A 21,630-nucleotide genomic window follows, 5' to 3' on the forward strand; every position below is an offset into this window, starting at 1 on the left:
TCCTCATTCTTCCACCCGTACTTCGCGGAACATGCCCATTTCCATGTGGTACAGCATGTGACAGTGATAAGCCCAACGGCCCAGTGCGTCAGCGGTGACGCGATAGCTGCGGCGTGACCCCGGAGGCATATCGATGGTGTGTTTGCGCACCATGAACTGACCGTTTTCGTCTTCCAGATCGCTCCACATGCCGTGCAGATGGATGGGGTGAGACATCATCGTGTCGTTGACCAGCACGACACGCACTCGCTCGCCGTACTTGAGCATGAGCGGTTTGGCGTCCGAGAATTTCACACCGTCGAACGACCAGGCGAATTTTTCCATGTGCCCGGTCAGGTGCAGTTCGATCGTGCGGCTGGGCTCACGACCGTCCGGGTCTTCGAAGGTGCTGCGCAGGTCTGCGTAAGTCAGAACTCTGCGCCCGTTGTTCCTGAGGCCGATGCCCGGATCGTCGAGTTTGGGCGAGGTGCTCATGGCCTGCATGTCGACCAGCGGATTGTTTTGTTCGCTGTCCGGGTGTGACTGCATGGCAGGTGTTTCTTTCATCGGCATCTTGCTGTGGTCCATGCCGGGCATCGAGTCATGGCCCATCTTGCTATGGTCCATGCCTGACATGTCGTCCATCGCCGGGGCTGCGCCGTGGTTCATGCTGCCATGATCCATTCCCGCCATGCCCATATCATTCATGCTCAGCAATGGGCGTGGATCCAGAGGCGGGACCACGGCATGCAAGCCGGGCCTGCTGGCCAGGGTGCCGCGGGCATAGCCGGTGCGGTCCATCGACTGGGCGAACAGCGTGTAGGCTCCTTCGGCAGGCTCGACGACAACGTCGAAGGTTTCTGCCACTGCGATGCGCAATTCATCGACCGTTACTGGCTTGACGTGCAAGCCATCGCTGGCGACTACGGTCATTTTCAGGCCCGGGATACGCACGTCGAAATACGTCATGGCCGAGCCGTTGATCAAGCGCAGTCGAATCCGCTCGCCAGGCTTGAACAGGCCGGTCCAGTTCATGTCCGGGGCCTGGCCGTTCATCAGGTAGGTGTAGGTCGCGCCGCTGACATCCGCCAGGTCAGTCGGCTCCATCCCCATTTTCGCCCACATCCAGCGATCACGAGTGGTCTCGCTCCAGCCTTTCTCACCGACGTCGTTGATGAAGTCGCCGACAGTACGCTTGTTATTGTTGTAATAATCGGACTGCTTCTTGAGCGTTTTCATCAGTTGAAGCGGCTCTTCGTCGGTCCAGTCGCTGAGCATGATCACGTGTTCGCGGTCGTATTTGAATGGCTCTGGCTCTTTGGCGTCGATCACCAGCGGCCCGTAAACCCCCGACTGTTCCTGAAAGCCCGAGTGGCTGTGGTACCAATAGGTGCCGTTCTGTTTGACCTTGAAGCGATAGACGTACATGCCATCGGCCGCGATACCGTCGAAGCTCAGCCCCGGAACGCCGTCCATGTTGGCGGGCAGAATGATGCCGTGCCAGTGGATCGAGGTGGCTTCGTCGAGACGGTTTTTTACCCTGATGGTCACCGTATCGCCTTCGCGCCAGCGCAACAGCGGGCCTGGAATACCGCCGTTGATCGTCATCGCGGTTCTGGTATTACCGGTGATATTGACCTCGGTTTCGCCGACATACAGATCGAACTCGGTGCCGGACAGCCCGGCCGGCTGACCCGGGTTCGGAACCGCCCATGCCGGACTGCGCCACAGCCCCAGGCCGCCGAGGATGCCACTGGCGGCAAGCCCTTTCACAAAGGTTCTTCTTGAGGTACGGGAGGGCATGGCGAAGTATCCGGTCAGTCGGTTGGCCGCAGGCCGAAGACTGCGTGGGTAGGGCGGGGAAATACGGTTGCGGGAAAGTACCGGGTTACTCGTCCTTCTTCATCAATCCCGCCAGCGCGGCGAACGGGTTGTGGGTTGCCTTGGCGGTTTTCGGAGTGCTCAGCGAACCGTCGGCGAAATACTGCTGATCGGTGTAACGCGAGTGCTCGTTGTCGTGGCAATACAGGCACAGCAGCTCCCAGTTGGAACCGTCCTGCGGGTTGTTGTCATGGTTGTGGTCGCGGTGGTGCACGGTCAGTTCGCTGAGGCGTTTGCCAGCGAACTCGCGCGCGCAACGGCCGCAAACGTGCGGGTACATGCGCAACGCCTTGTCGCGGTAACCCATTTCTCGGTCGCGCTGGGCGTCGGCCAGAATGCGGTCCAGCTTGGCAGTATGGGAAGGAGGATTGGCCGTGCTCATGGTGTCACCTGTGCGTGTGCGCATTGAAAGCGGAATATCGGCAAGTTTAGCGCCAGATGGGCAAACTCACACCTGCTGCGACAGTAATTGGCCGTCGACCATGCGCAGGCGCCTGGACAACGAGATGGCCAGGGCACGAATGATCTTGGCGGCGATTTTCGGCGCTTCGTCGAGCATCTTGTCCAGAGAGTCGCGTCCCAGGTTCAATAACTGGCATTGGGTGGCCGCGATACAGCTGGCCGAGCGACGTTCGCCATCCAGTACAGCCATTTCCCCGAACGCCCGCCCGCGCCGCAGAACGGCGATTTCGACCTGTTGACCGTCTGCGGCAAGTTTCTGCACAGACACAGTGCCTTGATGAATGATGCACATGAATGTCCCGGCATCGCCCTCGGCAAAGATGGTCTCGCCTTTTTCGATGTCGGTAATGCTGAAATACCCGGCTACAGTCACGAAGTCGCCGGGCAGCAGCGTGTCGAACAGGCCGCAGTCCAGCAGCATGTCGCGTATGGCGTTGTTCAGGTTGGACAATGGTTCTGACATGGTTCGGTCTTTCAATCCTGATACGAAGGGGGCAGCTCCGTGCCCCCCGATGCTAGTAAGACAGGTGTTTCACGCCAAGTTCATTCGGCGATCTGCAATACCTTGAAGATAAACGCGTACTCCAGCGCCACGTCACGCAACCCTTGATAGCGACCGCTCATGCCGCCGTGTCCGGCACCCAGTTCGGTCTTGAGCAGCAGCAGATTATCGTCGGTTTTGCGGGCGCGTAACTTCGCGACCCATTTGGCGGCTTCCCAATACTGCACACGGCTGTCGTTGTAACCGGCGATGACCAGCATGGCCGGGTACGCCTGAGCGCTGACGTTCTCATAAGGCGCGTAGGACTTGATGCGCTCATAGACCTCAGGCTCCTGCGGGTTGCCCCATTCGTCGTATTCGGTGACGGTCAACGGCAGGTCCGGATCGAGCATGGTGTTCAGCACATCGACGAACGGCACTTCGGCAATTGCTGCCTTGAACAGCTCGGGTCGCTGATTGAGCACGGCACCGATCAGCAGGCCACCGGCGCTGCCGCCGCTGATCACAAGCTGTTCGGCGCTGGTCAGGCCCTGAGCAACAAGATGTTCGGCGCAGGCGATGAAGTCGCCGAAGGTGTTCTGTTTATGTTCCTGCTTGCCATTGCGGTACCAGGCCTCGCCCAGCTCGCCACCGCCGCGTACATGGGCGATGGCAAACGCCACGCCACGTTCAAGCAGGCTCAGGCGCGCGTGGGAAAACCACGGGTCGAGGCTTTCGCCGTAGGCACCATAGCCGTACAGATACAGCGGGGTCGCCTTGCCAGCCAGTTCGCGCTTGACCACCAGGCTGATCGGCACCTGAGTGCCATCACTGGCGGTCGCCCACAGACGCTGGCTGATGTAGGCGTCGGCGTTGAAAGTGCCCAGCACCGGCGTTTCCTTGAGCACTACCTGCTCGCCGCTGGCCAGGGTCAGTTGACGCACCTGTGCCGGACGGTTCAGCGACTGATAGCGCAGGCGAATTCTGTCGCTGTCGAACTCCAGGGTGTCCTGCACATACAGGCTGTACGCGGCGTCGGGCAGCTGCACGCGATAGGCAGGCAGATCCTGCGGGCGCACTTCGATGATCGGCAGGCCGCCTTCGCGCAGGCTCAGACTGATCGCCTTGGTGTTGAGGCTCACGCCTTCGAGCATGACCTTGTCATCGTGCGCAACCAGGGTCTGCCAGTCTTCGCGAACCGGGGCGCCACTGGCCTGTTCCGCTGCGTGATACAGCGCGAAGTTGATGCCGCTCTGATTGCTGCGGATGAACCAGCTCCACACACCATCGAGCAGCCCATGATCCGGATAATACTCGTGCCCTTCGCTGCGCGGCGCGAGGCAGGTGAAGGCCTGTTGCGGATGATCGGCGTCCAGCACCCACGCTTCGCTGGTGGTTTTGCTATTGAGCAGAATGATCAGTTGGCGTTCGGAACTGCTGCGGAAGCAGTGCAGGAAGAATCGACCGTCCGGCTCATCGAACACCAGCTCTGCCGATGCATTGCCCAATGTGTGGCGATGCAGCCTGCCGGGGCGATGGGTCTCGTCCAGCTCACCGAAAAACAGGGTCTGGCTGTCGTTGGCCCAGGTCATGCTGCCGTCGCAGTCCTCAAACGGCAGGCTGCTGATCTGGCCGGTGCTCAGCTCCTTGACGTAAAGCTGGTACACCTCGTCGCCACTGGTGTCCAGGCTGTAGGCCAGGCGCTGATGGTCGGGGCTGATGCTGAACGCGCCCAGCGAAAAGAAGCCGCCATCGGCCATGGCGTTCGGGTCCAGCAACAGTTCTTCACGGCTTTCGTCTACGGTATTGGAGTCGTCGGCCGGGCGCGGGCAGCGATAGTGACGGGCGTATTCATCGCCTTGTGTGGTGCGCGTGTAATAAAGGTACGGCCCCCAAGGGGAGGGCAGCGACAGATCGGTTTCAAGGATACGGCCCTTGATCTCCTGAAACAGGTTTTCGCGCAACCCGGTCTGCTCTGCCAGTTGCTGCTCCTGCCAGGCGTTTTCCGCCTTGAGGTAGTCGAGCACCTCGTCAGTGTCGCGGTTCTGTAGCCAGGCATAGGGATCGGAACCGTCGGCCTTGCGAGCAATCGGGGCGCTGGAGGTTGCATTCGAGAAGGACATGCTGGGCTCTCTGTTTAGGCATCAATCATGGAAATTCGGTACACGCTGAACCGATTACTGAAGCGAGGCAAGCCGCGTCAGGCAAAAGCCGTTATCATAAGCGCCTCTTTACCTGCCTTACCACGGACGTCATGACCGAAAACGACTATCTGATCGCCTGGAGCGTCTACGCCTTCGCCGCGTTGGGTTGCCTGCTGGTATGGTTCCTGATGACCCGCTGGATGTGGCGTTATCTCAAGGAACCGTTGCTGGTAGCAGTCGCGGTGCTGCTGTTTACGCCGACCATGGTCGACCCTGCCAAGGATGCGATGGCGCCAGCCGTGGCGATTACCGCGCTCGACCTGATGTTCAAGGTCGGCAGCAATGTCTGGACCGCTGTGTCGGATCTGGCCATGTATGGCATGTTCGCCTTCGCTGCGTACGCGCTGTTCGTGCTCATCCGCTGGCCGATCGAGCGCAGCCGCAAGGCTCGCCAGCCCCGGCCCGCCGCTCAGCCTGTCGACACAGACCCCGCTGACGAACCGTTTGCCGAGGACGATCATTACCCTCGCAAATCCGCTGCGCCGCTTCCTCCGACCAGGGCTGCGCGAGTCGAACCGCGGTTGTAGATCCCGCTTCGTTGGCATGCGCCGTCATTGTCGGCGCATGACCTGCTGCAAAACGTCTTGAAGCGAGAACCTGAGCATGTGTGAACTACTGGGCATGAGCGCCAATGTCCCGACCGACATAGTCTTCAGCTTTACCGGGCTGATGCAGCGTGGCGGGCGTACTGGTCCGCATCGCGATGGCTGGGGCATTGCCTTCTACGAAGGTCGCGGCCTGCGCTTGTTCCAGGACCCCGCAGCCAGCAGTGAGTCTGAAGTTGCGCAACTGGTGCAGCGCTATCCGATCAAAAGCGAAGTGGTAATTGGCCATATTCGTCAGGCCAACGTCGGCAAGGTGTGTCTGTCCAACACACATCCTTTCGTGCGTGAACTCTGGGGTCGCAACTGGTGCTTTGCGCACAATGGCCAGCTGGCGGATTTCACCCCCGTTGCCACCTTTTACAGGCCGGTGGGCGATACCGACAGCGAAGCTGCATTCTGCGACCTGCTCAATCGCGTTCGCGAAGCCTTTCCCGAGCCGGTTGAGGTTGAGCAATTACTGCCTTCGCTGATCCAGGCCTGCACTGAATACCGTAGTAAAGGCGTGTTCAACTGCCTGTTGAGCGATGGCGACTGGCTGTTTTGCTTTTGCAGTACCAAACTGGTTCAGATTACCCGGCGCGCGCCGTTCGGCCCGGCAAGGTTGAAAGATGTCGACGTGATTGTCGATTTTCAGGCTGAAACAACGCCGCACGACGTGGTGACTGTGATCGCCACCGAGCCATTGACCGAGAACGAAAACTGGAAGCGCTATGAGCCGGGCCAGTGGAGCCTGTGGCGCAAGGGTGAGTGCGTGGCGCAAGGCTCGGTCGAGACAGCGGTGCAGTAACAGCGCCTCCACCGGCATACTGGATAAAAGAAGAGGGATATTGATGCTGCGAAGTTATCTGCGATTGGTCCTGTTCACCACAGGCCTGCTGTTCGGGGTACAGATCCCCGGATTCATCAGTGATTACAGCAAGCGTGTCGAAGCGCATCTGATCGAGGCGCAACAGGCCGTCAAGGGCTACACCGCTACTGCGCAGCAGTTCTTCAAGGGCGATATACAGGCGCTGATCCAGCACTATCGCAGCAGCGAAGATCCGGTTTTCCGAGCCGATGCGGACAACATCGATACGTTGATGAGTCGTACCCATATCCTTGAGCGTCAGTGGCTCGGACTCCAGGGACCGTGGTATTCCAAAGCCCTGTTCGTCGTCACGTCTGCCGATGCGGATATTCGCCGGGAAACGTTTAACGGTTATACGTGGCAAGTCCTGCTGGCCCCCGAAGTCATTGCCTGGGGCATCATCAGTGCATTGCTGCTGGCTCTTGTGGTGGAAAGCGTCGGGCTGTTACTCGGCTGGGTGATCCACGGTGGACGACGCAAGCCGCAACTTGAGCGGGACTGGCGCTGATCGCTGGAGAGGGTAATAACGAGAACGGGCGTTGCGTAGAGTCAGCACGCGCCCGTCATGCTTATTTCGCCAGATGACGCATGCCTTCCTCCAGGCCGCGCAGGGTTAGCGGGTACATCTGTCCTTCAATCAGGTCGCGCACGATATGCGTGGACGTGGTGTAGTCCCAGGCATCTTTCGGATAGGGATTGATCCAGATGATCTTCTTGAATTTAGCCATGAAGCGCTGCATCCATACATAGCCTGCTTCTTCATTCCAGTGTTCGACGCTGCCACCGGGCTGGGTGATTTCATACGGTGCCATTGAAGCGTCGCCGATGAAAATCACTTTGTAGTCTGCGCCGTACTTGTGCAGCAGGTCTTGAGTGGCGGTCCGCTCCGAGCCGCGGCGCAGGTTGTTCTTCCACACCGATTCGTAGATGAAATTATGGAAGTAGAAATACTCCATATGCTTGAACTCGGTCTTGCAGGCCGAGAACAGCTCTTCGCAGATCTTGACGTGCGCGTCCATCGAACCGCCGATGTCGAACAGCAGCAATAATTTGATGGTGTTGCGCCGCTCAGGGCGCATCTGAATGTTCAGCAGGCCCGCATCGCGAGCGGTGTGATCAATGGTGCCGTCGATGTCCAGTTCATCCGCAGCGCCCTGACGGGCAAACTTGCGCAGACGGCGCAGGGCCACCTTGATATTGCGCGTACCCAGCTCGACCTGATCGTCCAGGTTTTTATATTCGCGCTGATCCCACACCTTGACTGCCTTGCCCTTGCGTTCCCCTGCGTCGCCGACACGGATGCCTTCAGGGTTATAGCCCCCCGAGCCGAAAGGGCTGGTGCCGCCTGTGCCGATCCATTTGTTGCCACCGGCGTGGCGTTCTTTCTGTTCTTCCAGACGCTTCTTGAATTCCTCGATCAGCTTGTTGAGGCCGCCGAGGGACTGAATCTGCGCGCGTTCCTCGTCACTCAACGAGCGCTCGAACTCTTTGCGCAGCCAGTCTTCGGGGATCAATGCCTGCAAATGATCATCGAGATTTTCCAGACCTTTGAAATACGCACCGAAGGCCCGGTCGAATTTGTCGAAATGGCGCTCGTCCTTGACCAGAATCGTGCGCGCAAGAAAGTAGAACTCATCGATATCGGCAAAGATAACCCGCTGTTTCAGCGCATTGATCAGGTCCAGCAATTCACGCAGAGACACCGGCACTCTGGCCGCGCGCATTTCGTTGAACAGGTTGAGCAGCATGGCTGTCGCCCTTTTACGTAACGGGGTGGATGAAGGCGCTCAACGGTTGCCGCGGCGGCTCATGAACGCCAGACGCTCCAGCAAATGCACATCTTGTTCGTTCTTGACCAGCGCCCCGGCCAGCGGCGGGATCGCCTTGGTCGGGTCGCGCTCACGCAGCACGGCTTCACCAATGTTGTCGGCCATCAGCAGCTTCAGCCAGTCCACCAGCTCGGACGTGGAAGGCTTCTTCTTCAGGCCAGGCACCTTGCGCACGTCGAAGAACACGTCCAGCGCTTCGCTCACCAGGTCTTTCTTGATGTCCGGGTAATGCACGTCGACGATGCGTTGCAGCGTGGCACGGTCCGGGAAGGCGATGTAGTGGAAGAAGCAGCGACGCAGGAAGGCGTCCGGCAATTCCTTTTCGTTGTTGGAGGTAATGATGATGATCGGGCGCTTTTTGGCCTTGATCGTTTCATCGATTTCGTAGACGTAGAACTCCATCTTGTCGAGTTCCTGCAACAGGTCGTTGGGGAACTCGATGTCGGCTTTGTCGATCTCGTCGATCAGCAAAATGACCCGCTCATCGGACTCGAAGGCTTCCCAGAGCTTGCCCTTTTTCAGGTAATTACGTACGTCGTGGACTTTGTCGACGCCCAGTTGCGAGTCACGCAGACGGCTGACGGCATCGTATTCGTACAGGCCCTGATGCGCCTTGGTGGTGGACTTGATGTGCCAGGTGATCAGCTTCGCGCCAAAGGACTCGGCCAGTTGCTCAGCCAGCATGGTCTTACCGGTGCCGGGCTCGCCCTTGACCAACAGCGGACGCTCCAGCGTGATTGCCGCGTTGACCGCCAGCTTGAGATCGTCAGTGGCGACGTATGCCGGGGTACCTTCGAACTTCATGATCAATCCTTTTCACGTGGGTAGGCGCAGCCTGTCGGTGCGCACACCGTAACAGGGGCAAGCAATGCCGGAACTATAACGCGGCTGCCGGACGGCTGTGAACGCAGACGCCTCATTCAGTTCTTGAATGGGGCGTCACGCAGTGACCGGGTCGAAATTGTAACGCTGCTTTCTGTATGGCTAATTTGGCTATACCATACACTTCATGTCGACTAAATACAGATTCAGGGATAAATACAGGATTCAGTTGAGGGAAAAAGACCACCTGCCGCCGCATGTGCATCTGACCGGTGGTGGTCTGGATGTACTGATTTGCCTTGAGCTCGTAGAGCCCATGCGCGGACATGCCCCGACTGTTGTGCTTAAGGAAGCTCTCGAATGGATACGAATTCACCGCGACGAACTGATGGAGGAGTGGAAACGATGGCATCCATGAAACGACCCCGGCTCAAGGATGTTCAGGCGCAGTCCGGATACCGGCTGGCCCTGACATTCATCGACGATCAACAATTCGTCCTCGACATGAGCGCTGATGTGCAGGCTTTTCCGGGGTTACGACCCTTGATTGCTGCTGAAGCTTTCGCCCACGCCCAAGTGGGCGATGATGGCTGGACGGTTGAATGGCCGGAACTGGATATCCAGATCGGTGCGGATACCCTGTATCTCGACGCTCAGGCTCAAGCTGCCACCGACGAAAACACGCGTATTTTCATCGGGTGGCGTGCCCGCACGGGTTTGCCCTTGGCTAAGGCCGCACAGGCGTTGGGTGTCAGCCCTCGCAGTATCACTCGCTACAGCAACTCTCGCGAAGCTACGCCACGTACCCTTGCGCTGGCTTGCCTGGGCTGGGATGCATTGCAGCAACAGGCACATGCCGCCGAGGAGCGGGGCGTTTATTCCGTGGATAAAAAAAACCACTAAGACCCCTTGCTGCTCTCATACCGCGCATTAAATGCCTGTACGAAGGCGTTGCGCAGAATCTGCAGAAACGCCTGGAAGCCGCTGATGTCCTGCTGATGGACGCTGCCGCTCAGGTCGACACGGGTGGCGAACTGGTTTTCCCGCTGGTTTTTCAACACGGTTTCGCTGGTGCCGACCAGCGCTTCCCAGATCGAGCGGAAAACGCCCTTGTCCTTGTTCTCGACGTCCTGATGCCAGTTGAACACGTCCACGTTGCGTAGCAGGGGCTTTATGTAGCCGCTGAGCTGCCCTTTATCCGCTTGCGCTTCAATCACAAGATCGCCGTCACCGGCGTTAAAGTCGAACTTGCCATACGCCGACGAGAAGTCGTTGAGCTTCTTGAGCTGAATGCCGGTGGCGCGCAGTTTGAAGTCGAAATCTTCAAAGTTGCTGAACGGATCGAATCTGGCGGTGCTCTCCAGATCGGCATGGCCCAGCAGACGTGCCTTGCCCTTGAACTCGGCATCGCGGTTGCCTTCCACGTCGACCACGTTGGTCAGGTTGTAGATGCTGGCATTGACCTGATCCGCCTCGATTTTGACCTTGGGCGTGGAGTTGAAGTTATTGAACGTGATGCGCCCGTTATCGATGCGCAATTCGTTGAGGGTGATGGGCAGCAGCTTGTCCATCTGGGTACGCCAGTCGGTGCCCTGACCGGTCTGCGAGTTCTGCTTGCTGCCGCCGTCCACGAAGTTGATCTGCGGGCCGGTGAAGAGGGCTTTCGCGACCACTGCATGGTCATACCAGAGTGAATGCCAGCTGACAGCCAGTTCGATCATCGGTGCGTCGAAAAAGGGCACCGGGACCTTGCCATCGGTCTTTACGATCTTCAGTCCCTTGATCCGGTAAGCCCCTCGCCATAGTGCGAGGTCTACGTCGGTGATCTCACCTCGGTAGTCGCCCATGTCGGCCAGTTTGTCGTTCAGATAGTCGCGCACCAGATAGGGCAAGGCGATATTGATCGCGATCAGCAGAACTACCAGAGCGGCCAGGGTCCATAGCGGCCAGCTGTAGCGACGTTTCATGACATGAGTCTCCTGTTTCAATGAGGGATTGACTACGCACGCGGTCATCCGTTCGGTCAGACTGGACGCCCCAGGGCTGGCGGCATAGGCTTTGGGTCTTTAACCGATGTGCACAAGGACACTTTCATGAGCCGTATCTACGCTGATAACGCCCATTCCATCGGTAATACGCCGCTGGTGCAGATCAATCGTATTGCGCCACGCGGTGTCACGATTCTGGCCAAGATCGAGGGGCGTAATCCGGGCTACTCCGTCAAGTGCCGTATCGGCGCCAACATGATCTGGGACGCTGAAAGCAGCGGCAAACTCAAGCCCGGCATGACCATCGTCGAACCGACCTCGGGCAATACCGGGATTGGCCTGGCATTCGTTGCCGCCGCCCGTGGTTACAAATTGATGCTCACCATGCCCGCTTCCATGAGCATAGAACGTCGCAAGGTACTCAAGGCGTTGGGTGCCGAACTGGTGTTGACTGAACCGGCAAAGGGGATGAAAGGCGCGATTGCCAAGGCAGAAGAGCTGCTGGCGGGCGATCCGGAAAAATATTTCATGCCCGCACAGTTCGAGAACCCGGCCAACCCGGCCATCCATGAAAAGACCACCGGCCCTGAAATCTGGGCGGACACCGACGGCGCTATCGACGTACTGGTGGCAGGCGTCGGGACTGGCGGGACTATCACCGGTATTTCCCGCTATATCAAGCACACCGCAGGCAAGCCGATCCTGTCGGTTGCGGTCGAGCCAGACGGTTCGCCGATTATCACCCAGGCGATGGCCGGTGAAGAGATCAAACCCAGCCCGCACAAGATTCAAGGCATCGGTGCCGGTTTCATTCCGAAAAACCTCGATCTGTCGATTGTCGACCGGGTAGAGCGTGTCACCGATGAAGAGTCCAAGGCCATGGCCCGGCGTCTGATGCAGGAGGAGGGCATTCTCTGTGGTATTTCCTGCGGCGCGGCCATGGCGGCAGCCGTTCGTCTGGCTGAAAAACCGGAGATGCAGGGCAAGACTATCGTGGTGATCCTGCCTGACTCTGGCGAACGTTACCTGTCCAGCATGCTGTTCAGCGACCTGTTTACCGATCAGGAGCTTTCTCAGTAACACATCTTCGCAAGTGTGCACTTCATGCGGGCAACGCAAGGGTTTATGATGGCCAGCTTACGCGTCACCGGACGATTATCTCTGTTCGTCCGGTGCTTGCGGTCCTTCATTCAGAATCATGCATCAGTACTGCCCGCGTGACGTTTGGCGTTATCTGCCCGCTTCAAGGAGAGCTTCATGACCCTTTCATTTGTTGCCAAGGCATCGATCCTGATGCTGTTTCTGGGCAGCACGCTGTACGTTCATTTGCGCGGTCGGGCCCGGCTGCCCCTGTTGCGGCAGTTCGTCAACCATTCGGCATTGTTCGCGCCTTACAACGCACTGATGTACCTGTTTTCCCGTGTGCCGTCCGAACCTTATCTGGATCGCAGCAAATTCCCTGAGCTGGATATCCTCAAGGACAACTGGGAAACCATTCGCGACGAAGCCATGCACCTGTTCGATGAAGGCTACATTCGTGCGGCCGAGAAGAATAACGACGTCGGTTTCGGCTCGTTCTTCAAGAAGGGCTGGAAGCGTTTTTATCTGAAATGGTATGACAAGGCACTGCCATCTGCCGAAGCGCTGTGCCCGAAGACCGTTGAGTTGGTCAACAGCATTCCCAACGTCAAAGGCGCGATGTTCGCGCTGTTGCCGGGCGGCAGCCACCTCAATCCGCACCGCGATCCGTTTGCCGGTTCCCTGCGTTATCACCTGGGGCTGTCCACGCCGAACTCCGATGACTGCCGGATCTTTGTCGATGGCAAGGAATACGCCTGGCGTGACGGCCAGGACGTGATGTTCGACGAGACCTACGTGCACTGGGTCAAGAATGAAACGCCGCAGACCCGGGTGATTCTGTTCTGTGACGTCGAGCGTCCGCTGACCAACCGCTTCATGACGCGTGTGAACCGCAGCGTCAGTGCGTTTTTGGGCCGCGCAACCGCGCCGCAGAATCTGGACGACGAGCGGGTCGGCGGGATCAATCAGGCGTATGCGTTCAGCAAGCGCTTCAGCGACGGCTTCAGCGGCAAGGTCAAGCAGTTCAAGCGCGCCAATCCCAAGGCTTACCGCGTTTTGCGGCCTGTGCTGGCGGTAGTGGTGCTGACATTGTTGGGCTACTGGTTGTTTGGTTAAGCAACCGCTTTGATCCGGTTGTCCGCGGCACGGCGAACAACCGTCAGCCCTTTCTCAGTCCAGATTCACATGCCGGCTCAGCAGCGCTCGCAGCGCTGCAGGCTTGACCGGTTTTGGCAGGTAATCGAGTCCTGCTGCGTGCACCTGAGCGATTAACTCCGGACGACCATCAGCGCTGATCAGCACGCCCGGCACTGGTTGCCCCAGGCGTGTTCTTAGCCAGGCCATCAGTTCAGTGCCGGTCTCGCCCTCATCCAGATGGTAATCCACCAACGCAATCTGCGGCCTGACGCCATTGTTCAGCAGTGCTTCGCATTCCTGACGACTGCGAGCGGTCCACACCTGACAACCCCAGCGTGACAGCAGGCTGTTCATGCCGATCAGGATGCTGTCTTCATTGTCGACACACAGCACCTGCGTGCCGTTCAGCGCGGGTCGGCTGATATCCGGCAGCGTGTCGGGCATTGTCGCCGGGGCTGCTGCCAGTGGCACCCGCACGCTGAAAACGCTGCCTTTGCCAAGCCACGAACGCACCTGCAAAGGGTGCTCGAGAATGCGACACAAACCATCGGCAATAGCCAGCCCCAGGCCCAGCCCCTTCGCTGCGTGAGTCTTGTGGCTGTCGAGGCGTTTGAATTCTTCGAAGATCACCTGGCGCTTATCTTCGGGGATGCCCGGCCCGCGGTCCCAGACCTCAAGGCTCAGGCTGTCGCCGTAACGCCTGACACCCAGCAGAATAGGGCCTTTGGCATAGCGGAAAGCATTGGTCAGGAAGTTTTGCAGGACCCGGCGCAATAGCTTGATGTCGCTGTCGACGCGCAGTGAAGTGCCTCTGACACGAAAATCCAGACCTTGCTCCTGGGCCAGCGCTTTGAATTCGGCGCCCAGGGTGTCAAACAGCGCGTTGAGCGGGAATGGTTGGCGGTCCGGGGTGATCTTGCCGTTTTCCAGGCGCGAGATGTCCAGCAGGTCGCTGATCAGGTCTTCGGCAGAACGCAATGAGCTGTCCAGATGCTGGACCAATTGCTGGGCGTCGCTGGAAATTCCGTCCTGCTGATGCGACAGCGCAGCAGAAAACAGCCTTGCAGCATTCAGCGGCTGCATCAGGTCATGGCTGACGGCGGCCAGAAAGCGGGTTTTCGATTCGTTGGCGGCTTCGGCGGTGCCCTTGGCCTCGGTCAGCGCCTGATTGAGCTGCGACAACTCATGGGTACGTGCGGCGACACGCTGCTCAAGGCTTTCATTGACGCCTTTGAGGGCCTGTTCGGCGGCACGAAACGCAGTGATGTCGGTGAAACTCATGACGAAACCGCCGCCGGGCATCGGATTGCCGATCAGCTCGATCACCTGCCCGTTGGGGAACAGCCGCTCCGAGGTGTGCGCGCGGCCCTGACGCATCCAGTGCAGGCGTCGCGCTACATGCACTTCGGCCTCACCCGGCCCGCACAGCCCACGTTCGGCGTTGTAGCGAATGATGTCGGCAATCGGCCGGCCGACGCCAATCAGGCCTTCGGGGTAATTGAACAGCTCGAGGTAGCGGCGATTCCAGGCCACCAGCCTCAAGGACTGATCCACCACACTGATGCCCTGGGTAATGTTTTCGATGGCCCCCTGCAACAGCGCACGGTTGAACTGCAAGACTTCGGACGCTTCGTCGGCGATGCGTACGACGTCTTCCAGTTGCATGTCGCGCCCTTCAATAGCAGCCTTGACCACGGCGCGGGTCGAGGAAGTGCCGAGCACGCCAGCCAGCAGCCGCTCGGTGTGCGCGATCCATTCTCCGTTGGCATTCAAACTGGGGTTGAAACCCTTGCCTTGTCTGTTGGCGAAGCGAATGAAGCTCTGACGCGCCCGGTCTTCACCAACAAAGCGCGCCGAGAGGTTGAGCAGGTCTTCTATCTGGACGGCGAGCAGCGGTCGGCTGAAGTCGCGCCCCTGGGTTTCCTGGCCAATGAAACGACCTGCCTGCCAGTGCTCCGCCACTCGGGTGCGGGACAACATCGACACCCAGGCGAACAGCGTGCAGTTGCCGGCCATCGACAGCACCACGCCCTGAGTCATCGGTGAGATCGGCAGGTCGAACGGGTTGCTGTGCAGCCAGGACAGTAGCGGGAAATTGCTCAGCGACCAGCCCATGCCATGCGCCGCGACCGGCAATACTAAGGTGTAGAACCAGATGAAGATCCCCGCCGCCAGGCCTGCAAAGACACCACGCCGGTTAGCCTGTTTCCAGTACAGCGCACCGAACATGGCCGGTGCCAACTGGGTGATCGCGGCGAAGGCAATCTGCCCGATAGTCGCCAGGCTGGCCGTTGAGCCCAGCATCCGGTAGCTGACATAGGCCAGCAGGAGAATCATCACAATGCTGATGCGCCTTACCGAGAGCATCCAGTGACGAAACGCTTCAAACGGCCGCTCGGTGTTTTTGCGCCTTAACAGCCAGGGCAGCAGCATGTCGTTGGATATCATCGTCGACAGCGCCACGCAGGCGACGATCACCATACCGGTTGCCGCCGATGCGCCGCCGATGAAGGCCAGCAGGGCGAGTGACGGGTGAGCGTGCGCCAGTGGCAGACTGATCACGAACGAGTCGGGCAGCATGGACGCGGGCAGCAGCATTTGTCCGGCCAGCGCAATCGGCACGACGAACAATGCCGCCAGTGCCAGATAGGCCGGGAACACCCATTTGGCGAGATTCAGGTCCTGAGGCTCGATGTTTTCGACCACCGTGACGTGAAACTGTCGGGGCAGGCAGACAATCGCCATCATCGCCACACCGGTCTGCACGAACATCGACGGCCAGTTGATCGTGTCCTTCCAATATTCCTCGAGGCGTGGCGCAAGTTTGGCCTGATTGAACAGGTCGTCGAATCCGTCGTACAGGCCGAACGTGACAAACACGCCGACTGCCATGAACGCGAACAGCTTGACCAGCGCTTCGAAAGCAATAGCCAGCACCATACCGCGATGGTGTTCAGTCACATCCAGATTGCGTGCGCCGAAGACGATGGTGAACAACGCCAGAATCAGCGACACCACCAGCGCGGTGTCCTGAGCGCGGGTGCCGGTGGAATCAGCCACGGCACCGATCAGGATATTCACGCCCAGCACGATGCCTTTCAGTTGCAGCGCGATATACGGCAGCATACCGATCAGGCAAATCAGCGCGACCATGACCGCCAGTGACTGGGACTTGCCGTAGCGTGCCGCGATGAAGTCGGCAATGGAGGTGATGTTCTCCTGCTTGCTGATCAGCACCATCTTCTGCAGCACCCATGGCGCCAGCACCATCAGCACGATAGGCCCCAGATAAATCGGCAGGAACGACCACAGCTGTTCGGCGGCCTGACCCACCGCACCGAAAAACGTCCAGCTGGTGCAGTAGACCGCTAGCGACAGGCTGTACACCCAGGCGCGCATGGTCGGGCGCAGCGATGCGCTGTACCGGTCGCCGTAAAAGGCGATGGCGAACATGATGGCCATGTAGGTAAGGGCAACGGCCGCAATCAGCCCGCTGGACAGCGACATATGAAATTCCACACCGTATCGATAGCGCGCAGTCTCGCACGATGGCCGCGCTTCGTCTTTGTCGACCAAGGTCGAGCGTGGCGGGGTGTCGCAGCTGTTACGCAAACGCTAGTAACGATGAAAAAAGGTGCGGGGTGTTTTGTAAAAAGAAATGTCCTATCGACATTCGGCAGCGTTACGTCTTCAATGTGCCTCGGATTGGCGGCTACGTCAGTTCACCCCAGCCTCTCAGGACCACGGACGATGAGCCAACAGTCACAATTCAGCTTGCTCGGGAAACGCCGTTTCCTGCCGTTTTTCATCACGCAGTCCCTCGGGGCGTTCAATGACAATATTTTCAAGCAGTCATTGATCCTCGCCATCCTCTATAAGCTGAGCATCGACGGGGATCGTTCGATCTATGTCAATCTGTGTGCCTTGCTGTTCATCCTGCCGTTCTTCCTGTTCTCGGCGCTGGCCGGGCAGTTCGGCGAGAAGTACCCCAAGGACACGCTGATCCGCATTATCAAGTTCGGCGAGATCGTCATCATGGCGGTCGGGGCTGCGGGCTTTCTGTTCGATCACCTTGAATTGATGCTGGCGGCGCTGTTCGCCATGGGCACGCATTCAGCACTGTTCGGGCCGGTCAAATATTCGATCCTGCCCCAGCACCTGCGCGAGAGCGAACTGGTCGGTGGCAACGCGCTGGTCGAGATGGGCACCTTTCTGGCGATTCTGGCCGGCACCATCAGTGCTGGCGTGATGATGTCTTCTGCGCACTATGCCTGGGTTGTTGCGGCCGCTATCGTGCTGGTCGCCTGCCTGGGGTTCGTTGCCAGCTTCGGTATTCCGCGCGCGACTGCCGCCTCGCCCGAGATGAAACTCAACTGGAATATTTTCACCCAGTCATGGGCGACCCTGCGCATGGGGCTTGGACAGACGCCCGCAGTCTCGCGCTCGATTGTCGGCAACTCGTGGTTCTGGTTTGTCGGTGCTATCTACCTGACGCAGATCCCCGCTTACGCCAAAGAGTGGATGTACGGCGACGAAACGGTCGTCACGCTGATCCTGACCGTGTTCTCCATTGGCATCGCGCTGGGCTCGCTGCTTTGCGAGCGGTTATCCGGGCATAAGGTCGAGATCGGGCTGGTGCCGTTTGGCTCGATGGGGCTGACGATTTTCGGTCTGTTGCTGTGGTGGCATTCGGGCGGTTTCCCGCAGAACGTGCAGGCCAACGACTGGCTGGCGGTCCTTTCCTACGGGCAGGGCTGGCTGGTGTTGTTCGATATTTTGGGCATTGGCGTGTTCGGCGGCTTCTATATCGTGCCGTTGTACGCCCTGATCCAGTCGCGAACACCGGTGAAAGAGCGCTCACGGGTCATTGCTGCCAACAACATCCTCAACGCGCTGTTCATGGTGGTTTCGGCGATTGTTTCGATCCTGCTGCTGAGCTTCGCCAAACTGTCGATTCCGCAGCTGTTTCTGGCGGTGTCGCTGATGAACATCGCCGTCAATATCTACATCTTCAAAATCGTCCCCGAGTTCACCATGCGCTTCATGATCTGGCTGCTGGGCCATTCCATGTACCGCGTCGAGCATCGCGATTTGAACCGGATACCAGATGAGGGCGCAGCGCTGCTGGTCTGCAACCATGTGTCCTTTGTCGATGCGTTGCTGATTGCCGGTGCCGTGCGGCGGCCGATCCGCTTTGTTATGTACTACAAGATCTACCAGTTGCCGGTCCTAAACTTTATCTTCCGCACGGCCGGGACCATCCCGATTGCCGGCCGCAACGAGGACATTGACATCTACGAGCAATCGTTCAAGCGCATCGCTCAGTACCTCGCGGAAGGCGAGCTGGTGTGCATCTTCCCGGAAGGCAAGCTGACCACCGACGGCGAGATCAGCGGCTTCAAGAGCGGCATGAGCCGCATCATTGAGGAAACCCCGGTGCCGGTCATTCCGCTGGCACTACAAGGGTTGTGGGGCAGCTTTTTCAGCCGTGACCCGAGCAAGACCCTGTTCCGTCGCCTCTGGTCGCGTGTGGTGCTGGTCGCGGGTTCGCCCATTGCAGCAGATGTTGCAACGCCGGTGGATGTGCGTGAAGAGGTGAAGGCGCTGAGAGGGAAGGTGCAATAAGCGCTCCGCGCTGCATTGGCACGATATGACTATCGTGCCAATGCTCGTAGGCATGCATTTCTGCATCCCAGTCATGCGCCGCTCATCAACGACCCTGCCTGGTTTCTTCCTCCGGCATCTTCCTGAAATACGTCGATAGCAACGCACCGGAAATGTTGTGCCAGACGCTGAACAGCGCGCTCGGCACCGCCGCCAACGGCGAGAAATGTGCGCTGGCCAGCGCAGCACCCAGGCCGGAGTTCTGCATGCCGACTTCCAGCGCCAGTGACTTGCGTTGCGCCAATGGCAGCTTGAAGACCTTGCCGGTGAAATAACCCAGCAAAAAGCCGAAGGTGTTATGGAGGATCACCACGGCCATGATCAACAAGCCCGATTCGGCGATTTTCGCCTGGCTGGCGGCAACTACGGCGCAGACGATCATTACGATGCTCACCACCGAGACCAGAGGCAGCACGTCCACGGCGTAGCTGACCCGCGCACCCAGCAGACGCTGTGCAACCACACCGAGCACGATCGGCAGCATGACCAGTTGCAGGATTGACCAGAACATATCGAGGAAGGACACCGGCAGCCACGCCGACGCCAGGAACCAGATCAGGGTCGGGGTCAGCAGCGGGGCGAGCAGGGTGGTCACCGCCGCGATTGCCACCGCCAGCGCCAGATCACCTTTAGCCAGCCAGGCCATGACGTTGGATGACGTACCGCTCGGGCAGCAGCCGACCAGAATCACACCCACAGCGATTTCCGGCGGCAGTTGAAACACCTGACACAGCAACCAGGCCACGCCGGGCATGATCACAAAGTGCGCGACCACACCCAGCGCAACGCGCCACGGGTTTCGCGCCACCTCAGAGAAGTCTTCCAGCTTCAAGGTAAGACCCATGCCGAACATGACCAGACCCAGCAGCGGTACGATCCAGCTTTTCAGACCGATAAAGGCCTGCGGGAACAGAAACGCCAGGATGGCGAACAGCAGCACCCAATAAGCAAAGGTATTACCGACAAACCGACTCAAGGCTGCCAACGCACGCATGGAGTGCTCCCTCCTGTAAAAAACCTGTGTGAAATGAACGCGCCGTCTCACAGGACGGCGCGGTGTTGCAGGCAGTGACGGGCGGGGATCAGATCCCCTGCGGGATTTCCTCGCCGCCCAGCGCGTCGAACAGTTCCGGCAGGAACTCGCCGAAGGTCAACATCATCAGTGTGAAGCTGGCGTCCAGCTGGCCCAGTGCCTCGTCGCCACCGTCCTGTTCCGCCTGATCCTGCAGCAGGTCTTCGAACTTCAGGCGCTTGACCACCAGCTTGTCGTCCAGCACGAACGACAGCTTGTCCTGCCAGGCCAGCGACAGCTGGGTGACGACCTTGCCGGTGTTCAAGTGCAGCTGAATTTCGTCGCTGGTCAGGTCCTGACGCTTGCAACGTACGATGCCGCCGTCTTCGTGGGTGTCGCGCAGTTCGCACTCGTCCAGCACGAAGAAGTTGTCGGCCGCTTTCTGGGTCTTGACCCAGTCGGTCATGGTCGCACTTGGCGAAACCTTGACGGTCAGCGGACGTACCGGCAACGAGCCGATCACTTCACGCAGGGTCGACAGCAGGTCTTCGGCGCGTTTCGGGCTGGAGGCGTTGACCAGAATCAGGCCCTGCTTTGGCGCGATGGCAGCGAAAGTAGCGGAGCGGCGGATAAACGCACGCGGCAGAAAGGCCTGGATGATTTCATCCTTGAGCTGATCACGTTCCTTCTTGTAGACCTTGCGCATCTGCTCGGCTTCGATCTCGTCGACCTTTTCCTTGAGCGCGTCGCGTACAACGCTGCCCGGCAGAATGCGCTCTTCCTTGCGTGCAGCAATCAGCAGGAAGTCCTGGCTGATGTGTACCAATGGAGCGTCCTCGCCCTTGCCGAAAGGAGCGACGAAACCATAGGTGGCCACCTCCTGGCTGGCGCAGGCACGAGCCGGTTTGGTTGCCAGTGCTGTCTCCAGCGCTTCGGCATCGAAAGGCACGTCCTGGGTCAGGCGATAGACAAGCAGGTTTTTGAACCACATGAGGTGAGTCTCTCTTTCTATACAAAGGCGGGCATTATTCGCTCCTCGGCGGCTGCGGCCAACCCTGCACAGAGCGTTTGTAAGCCTTTGGAAGGATTATAAAAATTATTTAAAAAAGTGCTTGCCAGAGTGCAGGTCGCTCCGTAGAATGCGCGCCACACCGAGAGTGAAGGGTGATTAGCTCAGCTGGGAGAGCAGCTGCCTTACAAGCAGCGGGTCGGCGGTTCGATCCCGTCATCACCCACCAAACTCGCTTTTAGTGTTACGCGCAGCGGTAGTTCAGTCGGTTAGAATACCGGCCTGTCACGCCGGGGGTCGCGGGTTCGAGTCCCGTCCGCTGCGCCATATTCAGCTTCAAGGCCCTTGAACTCCTTGAAGCAAACAGAAAGCCCGCCTTGTGCGGGCTTTCTGCTATTTGAAAAAGCGGCCTTGTGCCGCTTTTTTTTGTGTCTGAATTTCGTTGGAATCCATCTTCAGCCACGGTTTTTAAGTACACATTCATGTACGCCGCTGGCAAAGCCTTTTACGGCTCCTTGCGCATCAGGTTTCGTATGGGTTCGTCTAATGCGGGGGTTATATTCCCCGTCTTGCCTGCGTCCCCAAGCGGGTTGAAGGCGCTGGCATTTCCGTTTCTATCGGCATGATAAG

18 protein-coding genes and 2 tRNA genes are annotated in these 21,630 nt (G+C 58.8%); 10 read left to right on the plus strand and 10 right to left on the minus strand.

Annotation, left to right across the window (positions count from 1 at the left end):
• Positions 1-3 precede the first annotated feature (3 nt).
• The 4 genes from RYA97_RS22730 to RYA97_RS22745 form a co-directional block, all read right to left on the minus strand.
• Positions 4-1,782 carry a copper resistance system multicopper oxidase gene (locus tag RYA97_RS22730; protein ID WP_316893142.1) on the minus strand — a complete coding sequence of 593 codons (1,779 nt, stop codon included), beginning with the start codon at positions 1,780-1,782 and terminating at the stop codon, positions 4-6.
• Positions 1,783-1,867: 85 nt separating this feature from the next.
• Positions 1,868-2,242 (minus strand): YajD family HNH nuclease, encoded by a 375-nt coding sequence (locus RYA97_RS22735; RefSeq protein WP_002552611.1) that lies wholly within the window; start codon positions 2,240-2,242, stop codon positions 1,868-1,870.
• Between the two features lie 66 nt (positions 2,243-2,308).
• Entirely contained in the window at positions 2,309-2,785 is a 477-nt protein-coding gene (locus RYA97_RS22740; RefSeq protein WP_002552612.1) for a cyclic nucleotide-binding domain-containing protein, read from the minus strand.
• An 80-nt stretch (positions 2,786-2,865) separates the two neighbouring features.
• Positions 2,866-4,926, minus strand: a complete 2,061-nt coding sequence (locus RYA97_RS22745; protein WP_316893144.1) for a S9 family peptidase — start codon at positions 4,924-4,926, stop codon at positions 2,866-2,868.
• A 131-nt stretch (positions 4,927-5,057) separates the two neighbouring features.
• On the opposite strand from RYA97_RS22745, the gene RYA97_RS22750 reads away from it, so the two are divergent.
• The 3 genes from RYA97_RS22750 to RYA97_RS22760 all read left to right on the plus strand — a co-directional run bounded on the left by RYA97_RS22750 (position 5,058) and on the right by RYA97_RS22760 (position 6,967).
• Positions 5,058-5,534: a hypothetical protein gene (locus RYA97_RS22750; RefSeq protein WP_005740964.1), complete on the plus strand. Its 477-nt coding sequence runs from the start codon at positions 5,058-5,060 to the stop codon at positions 5,532-5,534.
• Between the two features lie 76 nt (positions 5,535-5,610).
• A complete protein-coding gene (locus RYA97_RS22755) occupies positions 5,611-6,399 on the plus strand; it encodes a class II glutamine amidotransferase (protein WP_002552615.1) in 789 nt (262 codons plus the stop codon).
• Positions 6,400-6,442: 43 nt separating this feature from the next.
• On the plus strand, positions 6,443-6,967 hold the full coding sequence (locus RYA97_RS22760) for a DUF2937 family protein (protein WP_002552616.1): 525 nt from the start codon (positions 6,443-6,445) through the stop codon (positions 6,965-6,967).
• 61 nt (positions 6,968-7,028) lie between these two features.
• Here RYA97_RS22760 and RYA97_RS22765 read toward each other — a convergent pair whose 3' ends face one another.
• Both RYA97_RS22765 and RYA97_RS22770 read right to left on the minus strand, forming a co-directional pair.
• Positions 7,029-8,207, minus strand: a complete 1,179-nt coding sequence (locus RYA97_RS22765) for a vWA domain-containing protein (protein ID WP_117139794.1) — start codon at positions 8,205-8,207, stop codon at positions 7,029-7,031.
• A gap of 39 nt (positions 8,208-8,246) precedes the next feature.
• Complete coding sequence (locus tag RYA97_RS22770; RefSeq protein WP_002552618.1) at positions 8,247-9,092, minus strand: AAA family ATPase; 846 nt, start codon at positions 9,090-9,092, stop codon at positions 8,247-8,249.
• 205 nt (positions 9,093-9,297) lie between these two features.
• On the opposite strand from RYA97_RS22770, the gene RYA97_RS22775 reads away from it, so the two are divergent.
• Both RYA97_RS22775 and RYA97_RS22780 read left to right on the plus strand, forming a co-directional pair.
• On the plus strand, positions 9,298-9,528 hold the full coding sequence (locus tag RYA97_RS22775) for a DUF4160 domain-containing protein (protein ID WP_044317730.1): 231 nt from the start codon (positions 9,298-9,300) through the stop codon (positions 9,526-9,528).
• Positions 9,525-10,013 carry a DUF2442 domain-containing protein gene (locus RYA97_RS22780; protein WP_004657733.1) on the plus strand — a complete coding sequence of 163 codons (489 nt, stop codon included), beginning with the start codon at positions 9,525-9,527 and terminating at the stop codon, positions 10,011-10,013. The genes RYA97_RS22775 and RYA97_RS22780 overlap by 4 nt, the downstream gene beginning before the upstream one ends.
• On the opposite strand, the gene RYA97_RS22785 is transcribed toward RYA97_RS22780, so the two are convergent.
• Positions 10,010-11,077, minus strand: a complete 1,068-nt coding sequence (locus RYA97_RS22785) for a DUF748 domain-containing protein (protein WP_005740961.1) — start codon at positions 11,075-11,077, stop codon at positions 10,010-10,012. The two genes, RYA97_RS22780 and RYA97_RS22785, sit on opposite strands and share 4 nt — an antisense overlap.
• A gap of 126 nt (positions 11,078-11,203) precedes the next feature.
• On the opposite strand from RYA97_RS22785, the gene cysK reads away from it, so the two are divergent.
• Both cysK and RYA97_RS22795 read left to right on the plus strand, forming a co-directional pair.
• The gene (gene cysK / locus RYA97_RS22790; RefSeq protein WP_002552621.1) at positions 11,204-12,178 is read left to right on the plus strand and encodes a cysteine synthase A; all 975 of its coding nucleotides are present in this window, start codon (positions 11,204-11,206) and stop codon (positions 12,176-12,178) included.
• A 177-nt stretch (positions 12,179-12,355) separates the two neighbouring features.
• Entirely contained in the window at positions 12,356-13,294 is a 939-nt protein-coding gene (locus tag RYA97_RS22795; protein ID WP_005782799.1) for an aspartyl/asparaginyl beta-hydroxylase domain-containing protein, read from the plus strand.
• A gap of 54 nt (positions 13,295-13,348) precedes the next feature.
• Here RYA97_RS22795 and RYA97_RS22800 read toward each other — a convergent pair whose 3' ends face one another.
• The gene (locus RYA97_RS22800; protein WP_117139793.1) at positions 13,349-16,822 is read right to left on the minus strand and encodes a PAS domain-containing hybrid sensor histidine kinase/response regulator; all 3,474 of its coding nucleotides are present in this window, start codon (positions 16,820-16,822) and stop codon (positions 13,349-13,351) included.
• Between the two features lie 243 nt (positions 16,823-17,065).
• Between RYA97_RS22800 and RYA97_RS22805 the strand changes: the two genes are divergently transcribed.
• Positions 17,066-18,940, plus strand: coding sequence for an MFS transporter (locus RYA97_RS22805; protein ID WP_057405459.1), 1,875 nt, complete (start codon positions 17,066-17,068; stop codon positions 18,938-18,940).
• 85 nt (positions 18,941-19,025) lie between these two features.
• Here the strand turns inward: RYA97_RS22805 and RYA97_RS22810 are convergent, their stop codons facing one another.
• Together RYA97_RS22810 and rdgC are read right to left on the minus strand one after the other, a co-directional pair.
• The gene (locus tag RYA97_RS22810; protein ID WP_005747132.1) at positions 19,026-19,973 is read right to left on the minus strand and encodes a bile acid:sodium symporter family protein; all 948 of its coding nucleotides are present in this window, start codon (positions 19,971-19,973) and stop codon (positions 19,026-19,028) included.
• Between the two features lie 88 nt (positions 19,974-20,061).
• Positions 20,062-20,982 (minus strand): recombination-associated protein RdgC, encoded by a 921-nt coding sequence (rdgC, locus tag RYA97_RS22815; RefSeq protein ID WP_002552626.1) that lies wholly within the window; start codon positions 20,980-20,982, stop codon positions 20,062-20,064.
• A 171-nt stretch (positions 20,983-21,153) separates the two neighbouring features.
• On the opposite strand from rdgC, the gene RYA97_RS22820 reads away from it, so the two are divergent.
• Together RYA97_RS22820 and RYA97_RS22825 are read left to right on the plus strand one after the other, a co-directional pair.
• Positions 21,154-21,229: transfer RNA gene (locus tag RYA97_RS22820), tRNA-Val, on the plus strand.
• A gap of 21 nt (positions 21,230-21,250) precedes the next feature.
• Positions 21,251-21,327, plus strand: a tRNA-Asp gene (locus tag RYA97_RS22825).
• Positions 21,328-21,630: the final 303 nt, after the last annotated feature.

The sequence above is a fragment of the Pseudomonas syringae group sp. 26L6 genome (assembly GCF_032587815.1).
GTDB lineage: Bacteria > Pseudomonadota > Gammaproteobacteria > Pseudomonadales > Pseudomonadaceae > Aquipseudomonas > Aquipseudomonas amygdali.

What these genes read in the sequence shown, in the direction of transcription:
- RYA97_RS22770 (WP_002552618.1), bottom strand. Translation starts at nt 9,092, where the DNA reads ATGAAGTTCGAAGGTACCCCGGCATACGTCGCCACTGACGATCTCAAG.
- RYA97_RS22745 (WP_316893144.1), bottom strand. Translation starts at nt 4,926, where the DNA reads ATGTCCTTCTCGAATGCAACCTCCAGCGCCCCGATTGCTCGCAAGGCC.
- RYA97_RS22730 (WP_316893142.1), bottom strand. Translation starts at nt 1,782, where the DNA reads ATGCCCTCCCGTACCTCAAGAAGAACCTTTGTGAAAGGGCTTGCCGCC.
- RYA97_RS22800 (WP_117139793.1), bottom strand. Translation starts at nt 16,822, where the DNA reads ATGTCGCTGTCCAGCGGGCTGATTGCGGCCGTTGCCCTTACCTACATG.
- RYA97_RS22805 (WP_057405459.1), top strand. Translation starts at nt 17,066, where the DNA reads ATGAGCCAACAGTCACAATTCAGCTTGCTCGGGAAACGCCGTTTCCTG.
- RYA97_RS22760 (WP_002552616.1), top strand. Translation starts at nt 6,443, where the DNA reads ATGCTGCGAAGTTATCTGCGATTGGTCCTGTTCACCACAGGCCTGCTG.
- RYA97_RS22785 (WP_005740961.1), bottom strand. Translation starts at nt 11,077, where the DNA reads ATGAAACGTCGCTACAGCTGGCCGCTATGGACCCTGGCCGCTCTGGTA.
- RYA97_RS22810 (WP_005747132.1), bottom strand. Translation starts at nt 19,973, where the DNA reads ATGCGTGCGTTGGCAGCCTTGAGTCGGTTTGTCGGTAATACCTTTGCT.
- rdgC (WP_002552626.1), bottom strand. Translation starts at nt 20,982, where the DNA reads ATGTGGTTCAAAAACCTGCTTGTCTATCGCCTGACCCAGGACGTGCCT.
- RYA97_RS22795 (WP_005782799.1), top strand. Translation starts at nt 12,356, where the DNA reads ATGACCCTTTCATTTGTTGCCAAGGCATCGATCCTGATGCTGTTTCTG.
- RYA97_RS22735 (WP_002552611.1), bottom strand. Translation starts at nt 2,242, where the DNA reads ATGAGCACGGCCAATCCTCCTTCCCATACTGCCAAGCTGGACCGCATT.
- RYA97_RS22755 (WP_002552615.1), top strand. Translation starts at nt 5,611, where the DNA reads ATGTGTGAACTACTGGGCATGAGCGCCAATGTCCCGACCGACATAGTC.
- cysK (WP_002552621.1), top strand. Translation starts at nt 11,204, where the DNA reads ATGAGCCGTATCTACGCTGATAACGCCCATTCCATCGGTAATACGCCG.
- RYA97_RS22775 (WP_044317730.1), top strand. Translation starts at nt 9,298, where the DNA reads ATGTCGACTAAATACAGATTCAGGGATAAATACAGGATTCAGTTGAGG.
- RYA97_RS22750 (WP_005740964.1), top strand. Translation starts at nt 5,058, where the DNA reads ATGACCGAAAACGACTATCTGATCGCCTGGAGCGTCTACGCCTTCGCC.
- RYA97_RS22765 (WP_117139794.1), bottom strand. Translation starts at nt 8,207, where the DNA reads ATGCTGCTCAACCTGTTCAACGAAATGCGCGCGGCCAGAGTGCCGGTG.
- RYA97_RS22780 (WP_004657733.1), top strand. Translation starts at nt 9,525, where the DNA reads ATGAAACGACCCCGGCTCAAGGATGTTCAGGCGCAGTCCGGATACCGG.
- RYA97_RS22740 (WP_002552612.1), bottom strand. Translation starts at nt 2,785, where the DNA reads ATGTCAGAACCATTGTCCAACCTGAACAACGCCATACGCGACATGCTG.